Origin of the sequence: Sabulicella rubraurantiaca (assembly GCF_017355885.1) — a bacterium.
GTDB lineage: Bacteria > Pseudomonadota > Alphaproteobacteria > Acetobacterales > Acetobacteraceae > Roseococcus > Roseococcus rubraurantiacus.
Window position 1 is genome coordinate 85,437 of sequence record NZ_JAFEUU010000009.1, and the last position, 16,367, is coordinate 101,803.

Below are 16,367 nucleotides of genomic sequence, written 5' to 3' on the forward strand. Positions count from 1 at the left end.
GTCAGTGACGGGGCGAGGCCGGGCGCAGCTTTTCTTCCGCCTCGGCCAGTTCGGGCGTCATGGCCTCGCCGAAATCCTCCATCTCGTAAAGGGGGCGGATCTCCAGCGTGCCGCCGCCGGGCATCGGGTCCGGGCAGCGCTTCGCCCAGGCCAGCGCCTCCTCCATGTCCTTCACCTGCCAGAGCCAGAACCCGGCGACGAGTTCGGTCGTGGCGGAAAACGGCCCGGGCTCCACGCGGCGCTCTCCATCCGAGAACACGACGCGACACCCCGCCGAGGAAGGCTTCAGCCCCTCGCCGGCCAGCAGGATTCCGGCCTGCGCCAGCTCCTGGTTGAAGCGGAGCATCGCCGTCAGCAACTCCGTCGTGGGCATCTGCCCGGCTTCGCTGTCGCGTGTCGCCTTCACCAGCACCATGACGCGCATCGGATCGTGTCCCCTGTTCGGTGGGCGAAGCCTCGCGCAGCATGGCGGCGCGGCCAAGGGGCGGGATGCCCGAATTCCGGGCAAGACCTCGCATGGCAGGGTCGCTTCGCCGCCGCCGCTTCAATTGACATCCTGTCATCTGCGGCAGGAGGCTGCGCCATCTCAGGAGAACCGCCATGCCGACCCGCCGCCTCCTTCTTGCCACAGCACTCGCCACACCCACCGTCGCGCACGCGCAGGGCAGTGATTGGCCGCAACGCACCATCCGCCTCATCTCGCCCTTTCCGCCGGGCGGCGCCGCCGACCTCCTCGCCCGCGTGCTGGCGGAGGAACTGAGCCCGGTGCTGCGTCAATCCGTGGTGGTGGAGAACCGCACTGGCGCCGGCGGCAGCGTCGGGACGGAAGCGGCGGTGCGCGCCACGCCCGACGGCTACACGCTGGTCATGGGCAGCACCGGGCCGATCTCCATCAACCCGTCACTGTTCCGCCTGTCCTACGATCCGGCGCGCGACCTCGTCCCCATCGCGCCGCTCGCCTCCGTCGCCTCCGTGCTGGTGGTGCATCCCGCCGTGCCGGCGCGCAACCTGGGCGAGCTGATGGCGATGGCGCGGGCGCGGCCGGGCGAGCTGTCCTACGGCTCCAGCGGCATCGGCTCCGCACAGCATCTGTTCATGGAATTGCTGCTCCAGCAGACGGGGCTGAACATCAACCACATCCCCTATCGCGGCACCGGACCGGCCATGGTGGACACGGTGGGCGGGCGGCTGACGATGATGTTCGACACCACCCCGACGGCGCTGCCGCATATCCGTGACGGGCGGGTGCGGCCGCTGGCCGTCACCGCCGCGCGGCGCGACCCCGCCCTGCCGGATGTGCCCACCATCGCCGAGGCGGGCGTGCCGGGCTACGAGGCGCTGGGCTGGTACGGGCTCTTCGCCCCCGCCGCCACGCCGCGCCCGGTCATCGAGCGGGTTGCGAACGAGGTGAACACGCTGCTGGGCCGCGAGGAGTTCCGTGCCAAGCTGGCCTCGCAGGGGGTGGAGCCGATGAGAGCCAGCGTGGAGGAGTTCTCCCGCTTCGTCGGCGAGGACCGCAACCGCTGGGGCGAGGTGATCCGGCGCGGCAATATCCGGCCGGACGGGTAGCTTATTCGGAGAGGGTCACCGGCTCCGGCAGGGTGGCCCATTCCTCGTCCCGCGCCTTCTCGCCCGTGCTCCACATGAGCACGGCGAAGCGCGCGGGGCGGTCCAGCGCGTGCATCGGGTGGTGCCAGGCGTCGATCGCGTAGTTCACCGCCTGGTCGCCGCGCGCCACGAAGCCGCGCAGCCCCGCCATGTCCGGCGCTCCGCCCTTGTCCGGCGCAACCATCACGACGTAGCGCGACACGTCCATCGGCACGAAGCACTGCGAGGACAAATTGTGCCGCTCCATCTTCGTGGCGAGGATGGGCAGCGCATGCGGTGCGATGTGGCTGAAGGCGAGGGTGGGCGTCGGCGCGCCGGGCAGGGCGCGCAGCGAAGCGCCGAGCAGCGGACGCTGTCCGAGGGCAGGCGCGTCCATCACCTCGCCGAAGGGGGCGAAGGCCTCGGCGGTGAGGGGTTCGAGGCGAAGGACCCGTGTCATGGCGCCTCCAGCGCGATCTGCTCCATCCCCGGCTTGTAGGGGAAGGTGCGGTGCCAATGCTCCGCGATCTCGGCGCGGCGGGCGACCCAGACGCGGTCATGGCCGCGCACGTAGTCGAGGAAGCGCGCGAGGCCGGCGGCGCGGGCCGGGTGACCGATCAGCCGCAGGTGCAGCCCGCAGGACATCATGCGCGGCTGCGTCTCGCCCTCGGCATAGAGCATGTCGAACTGGTCGCGCAGGAAGGTGAAGTAGTCATCGGCGGTGGAGAACTGGCCGCGCCCGAACTTCGCGTCATTGGTGACGAGCGAATAGGGCACGACGAGGTGCGGCTCGCCGTCCTGCGTCACCCAATAGGGAAGCTCATCGTTGTAGGCATCGCTGTCGTAGCGGAACCCGCCATGCTCCAGGAGCAGCGCGCGGGTGTGGATGCTGGGTCCATAGCGGCAATACCAGCCGGCGGGGCGCTGCCCGGTGGTCCGCTCCAGGCTCTCGACGGCGCGACGGATATGCTCGCGCTCCTCCTCCTTCGAGAGCTTGTAATGCTCGACCCAGCGCCAGCCATGGCAGCAAATGTCGTGTCCCGCCTCGCGGATGGCCTGGGCGGCGGGCGGATGCCGCTCCAGCGCCAGGGCGCAGGCGAAGATGGTCATCGGCATGCCGCGCTCGGCGAAGAGGCGCATGACGCGCCAGAAGCCGACGCGGGCGCCGTATTCGAACATCCCCTCCGCCGCCAGGTCCCGCTGCCCGGTGGGCACGGGGGAGGCGGGGGTCTCGGTCAGCCCGGCTTCCGAGCGCCCGTCGCCATCGGGAAGGGAGGGCTCCGAACCCTCCTCGTAGTTCATCACGAAGTTGATCGCGATGCGGGCATCGCCCGGCCAGCGCGGATGAGGCGGATGGGCGCCGTAGCCGATCAGGTCGCGCGGGTAGCTCATGCTACTCGAACACCGCCACGGCGCGGATCGGGCTGGCCGTTCCGCCGCGGATCTTCAGCGGCAGGCCGATGAAGCGGAAGCGCCCGCGCCCCACCAGCGCCTCCAGATTGGCGAGGCATTCCATGTGGGTGATGCCGCGCTCCGCACAGGCGAGATGCGCCTGGAAGTTCAGCTCGCCCTCCGGCGCGGGGCTGATCGCCTCCACGCCGAACATGCCGATGCCCTGGTCGGCGAGCCAGTGGATCGCCTCGATGGAAAGCCCCGCGAAGTCGTGCAGGTAGCCCGGCTTGCCGAGCAGCCGCGCATTGGTGCCCAGCAGCACCAGCACCGTGTCGCCCTTCCGGATCGTCTCGCCGGATTTCCGCACCGCCTCCTGCACCTCGGCCAGCGTCGCGGCGTGCTTCAGCGGCGCGTGCGACAGGTCGATGCAGAAGGCCGAGGTGATGAAGCGCTCCAGCGGCACCTCGTCGATGGAGGCCGCGCCAGGGCGGGAGTCGAAATGCACCGGCGCGTCCACATGCGTGCCCGCGTGGTCGCTGAAGGCGATGGACAGCGCCTTGCTGCTGAACACCGTGCTGCCGGCCTGCTTCTTCTCGCTGTGGTCGTTCCACACCGTCATCACCACGGGCGGGTGCGACGGATGCACCTGGGTGCGGTGGAAGATTTCGCGGCTGAGGTCGATGATTTCCATAGGTGCCTTATCCTGCCAGTTCACGGGAGCGCGCGGTCGCGGCGGCAATGGCCTCGCGCATCAGGGCGGGCCACGCCTCCTCGCGCATCAGCACGGCCAGGGCGCGTTCGGTGGTGCCCTTGGGGCTGGTGACGTTCACCCGCAGCGTCGCCGCATCCTCGCTGCTGGCGGCGAGCAGCGCGCCCGATCCGGAGACGGTCGCCCGCGCCATGCGCCGCGCGAGATCGGCGGGCAGGCCCTGAGAAAGCGCCGCCTGCTCCAGCACCTCGGCGAGCAGGAACACGTAGGCCGGGCCGCCGCCGGAAACGGCGGTGACCGCGTCCAGCATTCCCTCCTCCTCCACCCAGGCGCACTCGCCGATCGCGCCGAGCAACGCGTCGGCCAGCGCCTTCTGTTCCGGCGAGACGTCGGGGCCGGCAAAGGCGGCGGTGAAGCCCTGGCGCACGGCGGCGGGGGTATTGGGCATGGCGCGCACGATGCGGGCGGACCCGCCCAGCAGCGCATTCATCCCCGCCACGCCGCGCCCGGCCATGATGGAGAGGAACACCGTCTCCGGACCCGCGAAGCGCGCCAGCGGCGGCAGCGCATTCGGCGCTTCCTGCGGCTTGGTCGCGAGGATGACGGCGCCGGGCCGGAACCCGTCCGGAATCGCGGCCGGCTCCGAAACGTGGCGCACGCGGCCGCGAAACGCCTCGGCGGCAGGGGCATGGGGCTCGACCACCACGGTTTCGGGCGGCAGGCCCTGCTCCAGCCAGCCGGCGAGCATGGCCCCGCCCATCTTGCCGCAGCCGAGCAGGAGAAGGGGAGGGAGCGTCATGCCGGAAAGCCTAGCTTGGCTTTCCGGAGGCGGGAACCTCGTCCCCGCCGGTCAGGCGTGGCCGGCGGCGCCGCTCAGCAGCAGGGGATCCACCTTCAGCTTGGCGAGCGCCCGGCGCCACTTGGTCGCGGCGTCGCCGTCAAACAGCAATTCCTCATCCGCGCTGACGGAGAGCCAGGAGTTCTGCGCGATCTCCTCCTCCAGCTGCCCGGCGCCCCAGCTGGCATAGCCGAGCGCGAGGACGCATTCGCGCGGGCCGCCCCCGGCGGCGATCGCCTTCAGGATCTCCACGCTCGCAGTCAGGCCGAACCCGCCCTCGACCGGCAGCGAGCCCTCGGCCTTCCAGTCTCCGCTGTGCAGCACGAAGCCGCGGCTTTCCTCCAGCGGACCACCGGCGACGAGGCGGATGCGGCGCGCCGGCGGCACCGGCTCCACCCCCACCTGCTTCAGCAGCGCGTCAAAGGTCAGGCGCTCGATGGGCTTGTTGAGGACGAGGCCCATCGCCCCTTCCTCCGAATGTGCGCAGACGCAGATCACCGTCCCGGCGAAGTTCGGGTCCTGCATGTGCGGCATCGCGATCAGCAGCTGCCCGGCGAGGCGCCCCTCCGGGATGGGGGTCTCCGGGCCGGGCCCTTGCCGTGCCGCCCCGAAGGCGGCCTTCCAGTCGTCCTTGGCCATGGATCGAAGATGGCGAGCCCGGTGCCCCCCTGCAAGCGTGACAGCGTCCCGGGTCTTGCCTAAAGCGGAGGGCAGGACTCCGGAGGATTCGGGATGACGATCAAGGTTGGGGACAAGATCCCCTCGGCGAAGCTGACCCAGGCTACGGCCGAAGGGCCGCGCGAGGTGAGCACGGAGGAGCTGTTCGGCGGCCGCACCGTCGTGCTGTTCGGCGTGCCGGGCGCCTTCACCCCCACCTGCTCGGCCAAGCACCTGCCGGGCTACGTCACCAACGCCAAGGCGCTGCGCGACAAGGGCGTGGACACCATCGCCTGCATGGCGGTGAACGACGCCTTCGTGATGGGCGCCTGGGGCCGCGACCAGGGCGTGGGCGAGGATGTGGTGATGATCGCCGACGGGTCGGGCGCCTTCACCAAGGCCCTGGGGCTCGAGCTGGACCTCACCGCCCGCGGCCTCGGCATGCGCTGCCAGCGCTTCGCCCTGGTGGCGAAGGACGGCGTCGTGTCGCACGTGGCCGTGGAGGCGCCGGGCGCCTTCGAGGTCAGCAAGGCCGAGGCGCTGCTCGAAATCGTCTGAGCGTCGGTTCAGGCCTGTCGCATGAAGGCGAGGGGGGCGACGCTGGACGGCGTGGCCTCCCCCGGCCAACGAAGCACACGGCGCAGACCATCCGGCGCCCATTCCTCTTCCACGCAGCCGCCCAGCTGGGCGGCAACGGTGACGTCCACCAGCTCCGAGCCAAAGCCGCGCTCCACCGGGGGAATGACCGGCGGGCCACCCTGCTCGCGCCAGGACAAGGTAATGGTTCCCTCCGGCACCGACAGGTCCAGCAGGATCCGGCCACCCGGGCGGGACAGCGCCCCGTGCTTCAACGCATTGGTCAGCCATTCATGGAGGACCAGGGCCAGGGGCTGCACCTGGTCGGCGGGAAGCGTCGCGTCCAGCCCCATCACCACCACCGCGTCGCCATGCGGCTTCGCGAGACGCCTCAGCAACGCCCGCACCGTCGCGGCATGCCCACCTCCCCGCGACAGGTCATGCGCCACGGACAGCGCGTTCAGGCGTTCGCGCAATTCCTGGGCCAGCGCCTCCGCTTCCGGGTGGCGGTGCGCGCTGGCCGAGACCAGCCCCATCACCAGGGCGAAGCTGTTCTTCACGCGGTGATCCATCTCCCGCGCCAGGAGTTCGGCGCGCCGCCGCTCCTCCGCCTCGGCCGAGACGTCGAGCACGGAGCCGACAAGGCGCTCCACCCGCCCATCCGGGCCACGCAGCGCGAGGGAACGGTGCCACACATGCACCCAATGCCCATCGGCATGGCGGACCCGGTAGCGCGCCTCGAAGCTGTCAGCCTCGCCGCGCTCCAGCGCCGTGCGCGCCGCCATCCAGCGTTCGCGGTCGGCGGGATGGATGCGCGACCGCCACCAGTCGCGGCCGGGTTCATCCGACTCCTCGCCCACCAGCGCCGCCACGCCGGGGGAACGGATCTGCACATCCTCCTCCGGCAGGGATTCGTACACGCCGCCGATGAAGGCCTCGGTGACGAGGCGCAGCCTCTCCTCGCTCAGGCGCAGCGCCTCGTGCGCCTCGTCGCGGGCACGCCGCGCGGCGTGGATGCGCCGGGCCGCCTCGTCCACCTCGGCGATCCCGGTGCCGCTTCCCGGCAGCGGCCCGGCGCGCAGCAGGTCCAGTGCCCGGACCAGCCGGCGCCCCAGGAACACGGCGATGGCGATCCCGAACAGCACCAGCACGAGCCCCGCGACCAGGGTCGGCGCCATGGCGCGCCAAGCCGCGGCCAGGGGTGCCAGCTTCGGGGCGGCCATCACCACCGCATAGCCGCTTTCCGGCGCGGGGGCGGCGGCGACCACGCTGCTCATTCCATCCATGGTCATGAAGGAGGACCGGACACCTTCACCGGCGGCGAGCATGTCGCGGACCTCCGGATGGGCCTCCGCGCCCAGGAAGCGCTCCTCCAGCCGGGAGCGGGCCGCCACGCGCATTCGGTTGTCCAGGATGGCCGAGGTCCAGTCCCCCGGGATGCGCTGGGCGCGAAGGAGGTCCTGCAGCCGGCTGTTGCTCAGCACGTAGGCGAGCAGGAAGCGCTCACCCTCCAGCACCACCGGCCGCCCGATCAGGATGAAGGGATTGCCCGTATGCGCCCCTGTGAACAGGGGGGAGACGTAGAAACCCTCCTGCGCGAGCGCGGCCGCCACCGCCTCCCCCGCGCCGGAGAGGCGCGGCTCGACCCGGCCGAGCCTGGCGTCGAACAGCATGGTGCCGTGCGAGTCGTAGAGGGTGACGGAGGCACCCTCCGGCAGGGTCGGCCTCGCCTGTTCCATGAAATCGTCAAAGTCGCGCGCGGCCAGGGAGCGAGCGAGGACCAAGGTATCGATCCGCGCGCGGGCCTGACCCAGTTCCCGGTCCACGGCGAGGGCGAGGGCGCGCGCCGTGGCGAGGAGCTGGCCGCTGAACCGTCCCTGCTCGGCGCTCACCGCCCGCCAGACCGCGTGGCTGGCCAGGACGGTGAAGGGCACGGTCAGGCCGAGCGCCATGAGAACGAGGAGAAGCCGGAAGGAGAGGGGGAGCCGCTTCAGCATCGCTCTCTCCTGGGCGGACATCAGCGGCAAGATCCCAGCTACTGTGATGCTTCCATTATGGATAAGTCGGGGAGAGGCATCTGCGCAAGCGGGTCGCGTGAAAGTTGCGTGGCTTCTCTGTCAGATATGGCGATTCCGCCGCATCAGCCACAACCCGAGCCCCACCGAAGCCGCCAGCATGAGGAGCGAGAGCGCGACCTGCACCGCGCCATCCACCCGTACACCCTTGCCCAACAACGCAAAAACGATGGTTTGCGGCAGGAAGCCCAGCATCGATCCGAGGAGGAACGGCCCGGCGGGAATACCCACCGCCCCTGCCAGGAGGTTTAGGGCCAGATTGTTGCCGACGGGAAACAGACGCAACGCCAATGCGGTTCCGAAAGGTTGAAGACGCATGGAATCAACCAAGGGACGTAGCCGCACACCAAAACGCCCGGCAAGCTTGTCCTCGGTCCAGCGTCGCCCGACGGCGCGTGCCCAGAGAAAGGAAACTCCGCTGCCTCCCGCCTGCGCCAGGAGGGCCAGGGCGGAGCCTAGTGCGGCGCCGAAGGCGTAGCCTCCCAGGAAGGCCACGGCTTGGCGGGGCAGCCCGGCCGCGACCATGACGGCGCCCAGCAAGAGGAACATGGCCTCCCCCTTCACGCCCTGGCCGCGGACATGGGCATCCACCCAGTCGGTTCCCGGCACGGCGCCCAGTTCCCGCAGCACCCAGCCCACGGCCGCCAAGCCCAGCACCAGGAGAAGGAGCCGGCCCAGCGCGGCGCGGCTCACGGCTCCTCCACCTCCGGCCGCCGGCCGCGGCGCTGCAGCCAGGCCACGCCGACGAGGTCGAGAAAGGACACCAGCAGCCGGTCCAGCGTGCCGTAATTGGAGGCGCCGCGCGTGCGGGGCCGATGGTTCACCGGCTCGCTCACGACCCGCCCTCCGGCGCGCAACGCCAGGGCGGGAAGGTAACGGTGCATGTGGTCGAAATGCGGAAAGCCAAGAAACATGGCGCGCGAGAAGACCTTGAGGCCGCAGCCCGTATCCGGCGTGGCGTCGCCCAGAAGCCGCGCGCGAACCCGGTTGGCGATGCGCGAGGTGACGCGCTTCGTCGCAGTGTCGCGCCGGTTCACCCGGTGCCCGGCCACCAGCACGGACTCCCCCTCGCGCTGCGCGCGGTCCAGCAGGCGCGGGATGTCGGCCGGATCATTCTGCCCATCCCCGTCCAGCGTGGCGATCCAGGGGGCGCGGGCCGCCTTCACCCCGGTCACGATCGCCGCCGACTGGCCGCAACTGGCGCGATGGCGCAGCCATCGCAGCGCCGCGTGGGTCTTCGCCGCCTCGCGCAGAGCCTCCGCCGTTCCGTCGGTGGAGCCGTCATCCACGAAGATCACCTCGTGCGGGACAGAAGTCAGCGCGGCCCCGATCTCCGCCAGGAGGGGGGCGACATTGGGGGCCTCGTTCCGCGCGGGAATGACGACCGAAACGAGCGGTTCGGGCATGGGTGGGGCGCTACCACTCGCGCCCCTGCCCCACAAGCGGTGGGCTGCCAATGCGATGCGAGTCTCACTATCATGGGTTGCATGCCGTTCGACGCCTCCAGCAAGACCGCAACTCCTCCCGCCGAGCATGGGCGGCGCGAGAACCCGCGCGCCGTCGCGCTGTGGCTCCTCGCCGTGGCGGGGCTGATCTGGATCATGGTGGCGCTGGGCGGGGCGACGCGCCTCACCGGCTCCGGCCTCTCCATCATGGAATGGGCGCCGGTGGCGGGCATGCTGCCTCCGCTCTCCCAGGCAGAATGGCAGCGCCTCTACGACCTTTATCGCACCATCCCGCAATATGAGCTGGTGAATGCCGGCTTCGGGCTGGAAGGCTTCAAGCAGATCTTCTGGCTGGAATGGGCCCACCGCTTTTGGGGGCGGCTGATCGGCTTCGCCTATCTGGGCGGCTTCCTGCTGCTGTGGTGGCGCGGCGCCATCCCGCGCGCCCTGATGCCGCGCCTGCTGCTGCTTTTCGTGCTGGGAGGCATACAGGGCGCGATTGGCTGGTTCATGGTCGCCTCGGGCTTCGAGGCGGACCGCACCGCCGTTTCGCCCTACCGCCTCGTGCTCCATCTCGGCATGGCGTTCCTGCTCTTCGGGGTAATTTTCTGGACGGCGCTCGGGCTATTGCGCCCGGCGCGCGAGGCGCTCGGGCCGCGCCAGGGCAGCGTGCGCCGTCAGGCGCTGGCGGCGTTCCTGCTTTCCGTGGCGACGATGCTGGCGGGCGGCTTCGTCGCCGGGACGCGGGCGGGCTTCACCTGGAACACGTTTCCGCTGATGGATGGGCGCCTCGTCCCGGCCGGCTATCTCGACCTGTCGCCGCTCTGGACCAACCTGACGCTCAACCTCGCTACGGTGCAGTTCAACCACCGCATCCTCGCCACGCTGACGCTGCTGGCCGCCTTCGGCGCGGCGCTGGCAGCGTGGCGGCGTCTCCCCGTGGGGGCGGCACGCCGCGCCGTGCTGGGCTTCGCGGGGGCGATCGGCGCGCAATACGTGCTGGGCATCGCCACGCTGGTCCATGTCGTGCCGGTCTCGCTGGGCACGCTGCACCAGGCGGTGGCGGTGGTGGTGCTCGCCACGGGGCTCCTCGCCCTGCACACCCTGCGTCACCCGGAGCATTGATGGACACCCCGCGCCAGCCGAGCCTCCAGGACGCGCTGGACGCGCTTCCCTTCTCCTTCGCCGCCTTCGCGGCGCATGGGCGCTTCGTCCTGTGCAATGAGGGGATGCGCCAGCATCTCGGCCTCGCGCGAGCCGAGGCGGAGGCGCTGGACTGGGCGGGCTTCCTCCGGCGTCTGGCCTTCCGGGGGCTGCTGGGCGACGGCGCACCAGAAGAGCGCGCGGCGGAGTTCCTGCCTTTCGGCGGCAGCCCCACCGGGACACGGCTGCTCCGCACTGCCGAGGGGCGGCCGCTCGATTGGTTCCACTCCCCCATGGCAGGAGGCTGGGTCGCCGGTCTCGCCGAGGCGGGGCCGCGCGCGGCGGCGCTCCAGGCGGCGGAAGCTGCGGCACGCCAAGCAAGCGAGGTCTTCGCGCAACTGCAGACCGGCCTGGCCCGCTTCGATGCCAAGGGGCGGCTGCGCCGGGCCAATCCGCGCTATGCGGACCTGCTGAGTCTGCCGGAAGGAACGCCGATCGAAGGGCTGACCCTTTCGGGCCTGCTCGACATCCAGATCGGCGCGGGGGAATTGCCGGCGGAATTGAAGCCGGGGATCGAGGCGGATTTCGCCGAAAAGCTGAGCCGCGCGCGCGGACCTTGGCATGTCGAGCGCACCAAGCCCGATGGCCGCACCATCCGCTTCGTGAACCACCCCATGCCCGATGGCGGCTGGCTCGCCGAGGTCACGGACATTTCCGAGGCGCGCAACGCGGAGCGCGAGGCGCGCAGGCGCGCCGCGATGCACGACGCGCTGATCGAAGCCCTGCCCGTCGGCGTCGCCGTCTATGGGCCCGACCGGCGCGTGTCGCTGGTGAACCAGTCCTATAACCGCATCCTCGCCGACGACCCGATCCGCATCGGGGAGAATCTCCGCGACATCGTGGAGCGCCGCGCCCGGCGGGGCGAGTTCGGTCAGGGCAGCCCGGCCGAGATGGTGGAGCGCGTCCTCAGCCGGCTGGACCAGCCGCAGGGCTTCGAGCGGCGCCGCCCCGGCGGCGGGGTCGCGGTGCACCGCTCCGTGCCGCTTCCCGATGGCGGCCACGCCATGGTGGTGTCGGACATCACCGACCTCCAGGCCGCGCGGGAGGAGGCGAAGGAAAGCGCCTCCGTCCTCGACACGATGCTGGAAAGCACGCGCCACGGCATCGTGCTGTTCGACGCGGATGGCAAGGTGGTGGCGGCGAACCGGCTCGCTGCGCCTCTGGCCGGCGTCTCGCCCGACGCCTTCTCCCCCGGCACCTCCATCTACCAGCTTCGCGAGGAGCAGGCGCGCAGGGGCGTGTTCGGCGACCAGGCGGAAACCCGGGCCTTCCTGGACTGGCGCGGGCACCAACCGTTGCGCGCGCAGGATTCCTACCGCCGCGCCGGCCCGTCCAACACCGTTATCGAGGTCGTGACCGACGCCCTGCCCGATGGAGGCTTCGTCCGCTCCTACACCGACGTCACGGCGCTGGTGCGGGCGGAGCGCGAGGCGCAGGCGCGGGCGCACACGCTGCAGCGCGTGCTCGACACGGTGCGGCACGGCATCATCATGTACGACGCGGAGGGCAGGGTGGTGGCCGGCAACGGCCTCGCCGAGCAGCTCTTCGGCCTGCCCGAGGGGACGGTGCGGCCAGGCGTCACCTATGACGAGTTGCGCGCGGAGCAGATCGCACGCGGCGAGCATGGCGACGCGGAGGCCGCCGCCCGCACCCTGGCCGAGCGTCCGACCCTCGCGGATCGCGAAAACACCTATCAACGCCGACGCCCCGACGGCACGGTGATCGAGGTCCGCACCGAGCCCCTGCCCGAAGGTGGTTGTGTCCGTTCGGTCACGGACATCACCGCCCTGGCCTCCGCGCAGGCCGAGGCGGCGGACCGCGCCGCCATGCTCCAGGTCATGCTGGACAACATGCGGCACGGCATCATGCTCTTCGATGCCGAGGAGCGGGTGATCGCCTTCAACCGCCTCGCCGCCGAGCTGACCGGCATGGGCGAGGCGCTCGTCGTCGGCGCGACCATGGCCGAGCTGCGCGCCGCCCAGGCTGTCGCCGGGGAATTCGGCAATGCGGAGGAAACGGCGCGCTACCTGGAGGAGCTGGGGCGCCGCGACAATCGCCAGCCCTCGCATCGCCGCCGCCGCCGCCCCGACGGGACGGAGCTGGAGGCGACCTTCAGCCCCGTTCCCGGTGGCGGCTACGTGCTGACCGTCACCGACGTAACCAGCCGGGTCCGCGCGGAGGAGGAAGCGAAGCAGCGTGCGGCGCGGATGGAGGCGACGCTCAACGCCACGCGGCACAGCATCACTCTCTACGGGCCCGACTACCGCCTCGTCTCCGCGAACGGCATTGCCGGATCGCTGGTGCTGAACGGCGATCCCAGGCTGCTGATCGGCCTCACCTTCGAGGAAGTGATGCGGATCCAGCTGGGGCGCGAATATCCGGGCCAGCCGGAGGAGGTGGAGCGCGAGCTGGCCGGCATTCTCGCGATCGACCGCTCGAAGCCACAGCGCTACCAGCGCCGCCGCCCGGATGGCAGCGTGCTCGACGTCACCTCCGACCCGACGCATGACGGCGGCTTCGCCGTGGCCGTGGCCGACGTGACGGCGCTGGTCCGGGCCGAGGAGGAGGCGAAGCGGCGCAGCGAGTTGCTGCAGGCAATGGTGAACAACAGCCGCCAGGGCGTGCTGCTCTACAGCAAGGACCGCCAGCTGGTGGCGGCGAACCGCCTCGCCGGGGAGTTGCTCAACCTGCCGGGCATCGAGAACCGGGCCGGCACGGCTGGCTCGCAGGTCATGACCGAGCTGGCGCGGGTGGGTTATTTCGGCGAGCCCGGCACCGCCGATGCGCAGGTGGTGGAAGCCCAGCTGCACGGCCTCGACCGTTCCGTTCCGCACCGCTTCACCCGTGCCGTGGCGGATGGACGGGTGCTCGACATCTCCTCCGACCCCACGCCCGATGGCGGCATCGTGATCAGCGCCAGCGACGTGACGCCGCTGGTGCGGGCGGAGGAGAAGGCGCAACGCCGCGCGCAGACGCTCTCTGCCATGCTGAGCAACAGCCAGCAGGGCGTGATGCTCTATGACCAGGACAAGCGGCTGTTGCAGGCCAATCGCCTGGCCGCGGAGCTGTTCAGCCTCCCGGGGCTGGAGGGCCGCATCGGCGCCACCATGGAGGAGCTGGTTCTCGAACAGGCGCGGGCCGGCCAGTTCGGCCCGCCCGGCAGCCTGGAATCCGAGGAGCAGATCGTCGCCGTGCTGTCGGCCGACCGCTCGCGGAGCCAGCGCTCCACCCGCCGCACCGCCGATGGCCGCGTCATGGCCATCGCCTCCGATCCCTTGCCCGATGGCGGCTTCGTCGTGTCGGTCAGCGAGATCACCGCCCTGGTGCGGGCGGAGGAGGAGGCGCAGCGCCGCGCCGACCTGCTGGCCGCCATGCTGGGCAACATCCGGCACGGCATCGCCATGTTCGACCGGAACAGCTTGATCGTCGCCTCCAACTCGATCCTGCACGAGATGCTGCACATCTCCGCCGAGGCGGTCGCCCCGGGGCGGACGCTCGACGACATGGTGAACGCCCTGTTGGAGGCCGGCGAATACGGCACGGGGCCGGAGGCCGAGGCGAGGGTGGAGGAGATCAAGCGGCGCGACCGCAGCACCTCCTACCGCCACACCCGCCAGCGCGCGGACGGGACCGTGGTGGAGGTGGTGTCCGACCCCACCCCCGATGGCGGCTGGGTCGTCACCTACACCGACGTGTCGGAGGATCGCCGCATCCGCGCCGAGTTGGAACGCGCCCGCGAGGCGGCCGAGGCCGCCAACCTCGCCAAGTCGCGCTTCCTGGCCACGATGAGCCATGAGCTCCGGACGCCGCTGAACGCCGTGATCGGCTTCTCGGAGGTGCTGGCGGCCGGGGCAGATGCGCGGCTGGTGCCCGAATATGCGGGGGCAATCCAGGAGGCGGGGCGGCATCTCCTTACCTTGATCGACGACATCCTCGACATCACCCGGGCGGAGGAGGGGCGCCTGCCCGTGGCGAAGGAGCGGGTGGAGCTGGGTCCGCTGTTGCGCTCCGCCTGCCGGATGATGTCGGGCCAAGCCGAGGCGGCGCAGCTTTCCCTGGAGGTCATGGATGCGCCGGAGAATCTGCCGGCGCTCACCGCCGACGCGCGGCGGCTGCGGCAGGTGCTGCTGAACCTGATGTCCAACGCGGTGAAGTTCACCCCGGCAGGCGGCGCGGTGACACTCTCGGCAGCAAGGGACGAGGGCGGGCTGGTGATCGACCTGCGCGACACCGGCATCGGCATCGCCGATTCCGACATGGGACGGCTCTTCCAGCCCTTCGCCCAGGTGGAGAGCAGCGCGGCGCGGCGCTACGCTGGGTCGGGGCTCGGCCTCTATCTGTGCCGCGTCCTGGTGGAGGCGCAGGGCGGGACGCTGACGCTGGAAAGCGAGCTGGGCAAGGGGACCCTGGCGCGGCTGCGCTTCCCGCCCCATCTTCTTGAGGCATGAGCCTCGACACCGCCCTTTCCGTCACGGAACGCCTCTTCCACGCCGCGCTGGACCCCGATGCCGCGCTGCGCCGCCTTCGAGAGGCGGCGACGGGTGCGGAGGACGGGGAGTTGTTTCTGGAACACCGGGAAAGCGAGGCGGTGTCGCTCGATGATGGGCGCATCCGCTCCGCTGCCTATGACCAGTCGCGCGGCTTCGGCCTGCGCGCGGTGAGCGGCGAGGCCGCGGGCTACGCCCATTCCGGCGAGATCACGGACGAGGCCCTGGCCCGCGCGGCCGAGACCGTCCGCGCCGTCTCCCGGGGGCGCTCCGGCACGCTGGAGGCCGGGCCGCGCGCCACCAATACCCGGCTCTATGACGACGCCAATCCGCTCCTCGCCATGGATTTCGCCGAGAAGACGGCGCTGCTGATGGAGCTGGATGCCCATGCCCGCGCGCTGGACCCGCGCGTGGTGCAGGTCAGCGCCTCGCTCACCGGCGAGTGGCAGGCAGTGCGCATCCTGCGGCCCGACGGACAGGTGGTGGCGGACCTCCGGCCGCTGGTGCGCTTCAACGTCTCCGTCGTGGTGGAGAAGGACGGCCGGCGCGAGACGGGTTCCTTCGGCACGGGTGGCCGCCACGGCTATGACCGCGTGCTGGGCAATGGCGGCTGGCAGCGCGCCGTGGCCGAGGCGCTGCGCCAGGCCCTGGTGAACCTGGAAAGCATCCCCGCCCCGGCCGGCGAGCAGGAGGTGGTGCTAGGCCCCGGCTGGCCGGGCATCCTGCTGCACGAAGCGATCGGCCACGGCCTCGAGGGTGATTTCAATCGCAAGAAGACCAGCGCCTTCGCCGGCCTCGTCGGCAGCCGCATCGCCGCGCCCGGCGTGACGGTGGTGGATGACGGCACGATCGAGGGGCGGCGCGGCTCCATCACCGTGGATGACGAGGGCACGCCGTCGGGCCGCACCGTGATGATCGAGGACGGTATCCTGCGCGGCTTCATCCAGGACCGGCAGAATGCCCGCCTCATGGGCGTCGCCCCCACCGGCAACGGACGCCGGCAGAGCCATGCCCACAGCCCCATGCCGCGCATGACCAACACCATCATGCTCGGCGGCGCGCATGAGCCGGAGGAGATCATCCGCTCGGTGAAGAAGGGCATCTGGGCGGTGAATTTCGGCGGCGGGCAGGTGGACATCACCTCCGGCAAGTTCGTCTTCTCGATGAGCGAGGCCTACATCATCGAGAATGGGCGCATCGGCGCCCCGGTGAAGGGCGCGACGCTGATCGGCAACGGGCCGGACGCGCTGACCAAGATCCGCATGATCGGCAATGACAGCGGCATGGACCCTGGCATCGGCACCTGCGGCAAGAACGGCCAGGGCGTGCCTGTGGGCGTCGGCCAGCCGACGTTGCGCATGGGCGGGCTCACCATCGGCGGAACCGGCTGAGGCACGG

The 16,367-nt window shown here is 70.9% G+C and carries 14 protein-coding genes; 5 read left to right on the forward strand and 9 right to left on the reverse strand.

Annotated elements, in window-relative coordinates:
* Position 1: 1 nt before the first annotated feature.
* Entirely contained in the window at positions 2–424 is a 423-nt protein-coding gene (locus tag JTJ31_RS16240; RefSeq protein ID WP_207539773.1) for a YciI family protein, read from the reverse strand.
* 176 nt (positions 425–600) lie between these two features.
* Here JTJ31_RS16240 and JTJ31_RS16245 point away from each other — a divergent pair, with 176 nt between their 5' ends.
* Complete coding sequence (locus JTJ31_RS16245; protein ID WP_207539774.1) at positions 601–1,569, forward strand: Bug family tripartite tricarboxylate transporter substrate binding protein; 969 nt, start codon at positions 601–603, stop codon at positions 1,567–1,569.
* Between the two features lies 1 nt (position 1,570).
* Here JTJ31_RS16245 and JTJ31_RS16250 read toward each other — a convergent pair whose 3' ends face one another.
* Genes JTJ31_RS16250 through JTJ31_RS16270 form a run of 5 tightly spaced genes read right to left on the reverse strand, consistent with a single transcriptional unit; the run spans position 1,571 to position 5,165 of the window.
* A complete protein-coding gene (locus tag JTJ31_RS16250) occupies positions 1,571–2,047 on the reverse strand; it encodes an ureidoglycolate lyase (protein WP_207539775.1) in 477 nt (158 codons plus the stop codon).
* Positions 2,044–2,979, reverse strand: coding sequence for an allantoinase PuuE (locus JTJ31_RS16255; protein WP_207539776.1), 936 nt, complete (start codon positions 2,977–2,979; stop codon positions 2,044–2,046). The genes JTJ31_RS16250 and JTJ31_RS16255 overlap by 4 nt, the downstream gene beginning before the upstream one ends.
* A gap of 1 nt (position 2,980) precedes the next feature.
* Positions 2,981–3,670, reverse strand: a complete 690-nt coding sequence (locus tag JTJ31_RS16260; RefSeq protein ID WP_207539777.1) for a cyclase family protein — start codon at positions 3,668–3,670, stop codon at positions 2,981–2,983.
* A 7-nt stretch (positions 3,671–3,677) separates the two neighbouring features.
* Complete coding sequence (gene proC / locus JTJ31_RS16265) at positions 3,678–4,487, reverse strand: pyrroline-5-carboxylate reductase (protein ID WP_207539778.1); 810 nt, start codon at positions 4,485–4,487, stop codon at positions 3,678–3,680.
* 51 nt (positions 4,488–4,538) lie between these two features.
* A complete protein-coding gene (locus JTJ31_RS16270; RefSeq protein WP_207539779.1) occupies positions 4,539–5,165 on the reverse strand; it encodes a YqgE/AlgH family protein in 627 nt (208 codons plus the stop codon).
* A gap of 93 nt (positions 5,166–5,258) precedes the next feature.
* On the opposite strand from JTJ31_RS16270, the gene JTJ31_RS16275 reads away from it, so the two are divergent.
* A complete protein-coding gene (locus JTJ31_RS16275; protein ID WP_207539780.1) occupies positions 5,259–5,741 on the forward strand; it encodes a peroxiredoxin in 483 nt (160 codons plus the stop codon).
* A gap of 8 nt (positions 5,742–5,749) precedes the next feature.
* Here the strand turns inward: JTJ31_RS16275 and JTJ31_RS16280 are convergent, their stop codons facing one another.
* The 3 genes from JTJ31_RS16280 to JTJ31_RS16290 form a co-directional block, all read right to left on the reverse strand.
* The gene (locus JTJ31_RS16280) at positions 5,750–7,756 is read right to left on the reverse strand and encodes a sensor histidine kinase (protein ID WP_207539781.1); all 2,007 of its coding nucleotides are present in this window, start codon (positions 7,754–7,756) and stop codon (positions 5,750–5,752) included.
* 120 nt (positions 7,757–7,876) lie between these two features.
* Entirely contained in the window at positions 7,877–8,527 is a 651-nt protein-coding gene (locus JTJ31_RS16285) for a TVP38/TMEM64 family protein (RefSeq protein ID WP_207539782.1), read from the reverse strand.
* Positions 8,524–9,240, reverse strand: a complete 717-nt coding sequence (locus JTJ31_RS16290; RefSeq protein WP_207539783.1) for a glycosyltransferase family 2 protein — start codon at positions 9,238–9,240, stop codon at positions 8,524–8,526. Before JTJ31_RS16290 ends, JTJ31_RS16285 begins: the two co-directional genes overlap by 4 nt.
* A gap of 81 nt (positions 9,241–9,321) precedes the next feature.
* Here JTJ31_RS16290 and JTJ31_RS16295 point away from each other — a divergent pair, with 81 nt between their 5' ends.
* The 3 genes from JTJ31_RS16295 to tldD are packed head-to-tail and all read left to right on the forward strand — an operon-like array spanning position 9,322 to position 16,360.
* Positions 9,322–10,404, forward strand: coding sequence for a COX15/CtaA family protein (locus JTJ31_RS16295; protein WP_207539784.1), 1,083 nt, complete (start codon positions 9,322–9,324; stop codon positions 10,402–10,404).
* Positions 10,404–14,930, forward strand: coding sequence for a PAS-domain containing protein (locus JTJ31_RS16300; RefSeq protein WP_207539785.1), 4,527 nt, complete (start codon positions 10,404–10,406; stop codon positions 14,928–14,930). The genes JTJ31_RS16295 and JTJ31_RS16300 overlap by 1 nt, the downstream gene beginning before the upstream one ends.
* The gene (tldD, locus tag JTJ31_RS16305) at positions 14,927–16,360 is read left to right on the forward strand and encodes a metalloprotease TldD (RefSeq protein WP_207539786.1); all 1,434 of its coding nucleotides are present in this window, start codon (positions 14,927–14,929) and stop codon (positions 16,358–16,360) included. Before JTJ31_RS16300 ends, tldD begins: the two co-directional genes overlap by 4 nt.
* Positions 16,361–16,367: the final 7 nt, after the last annotated feature.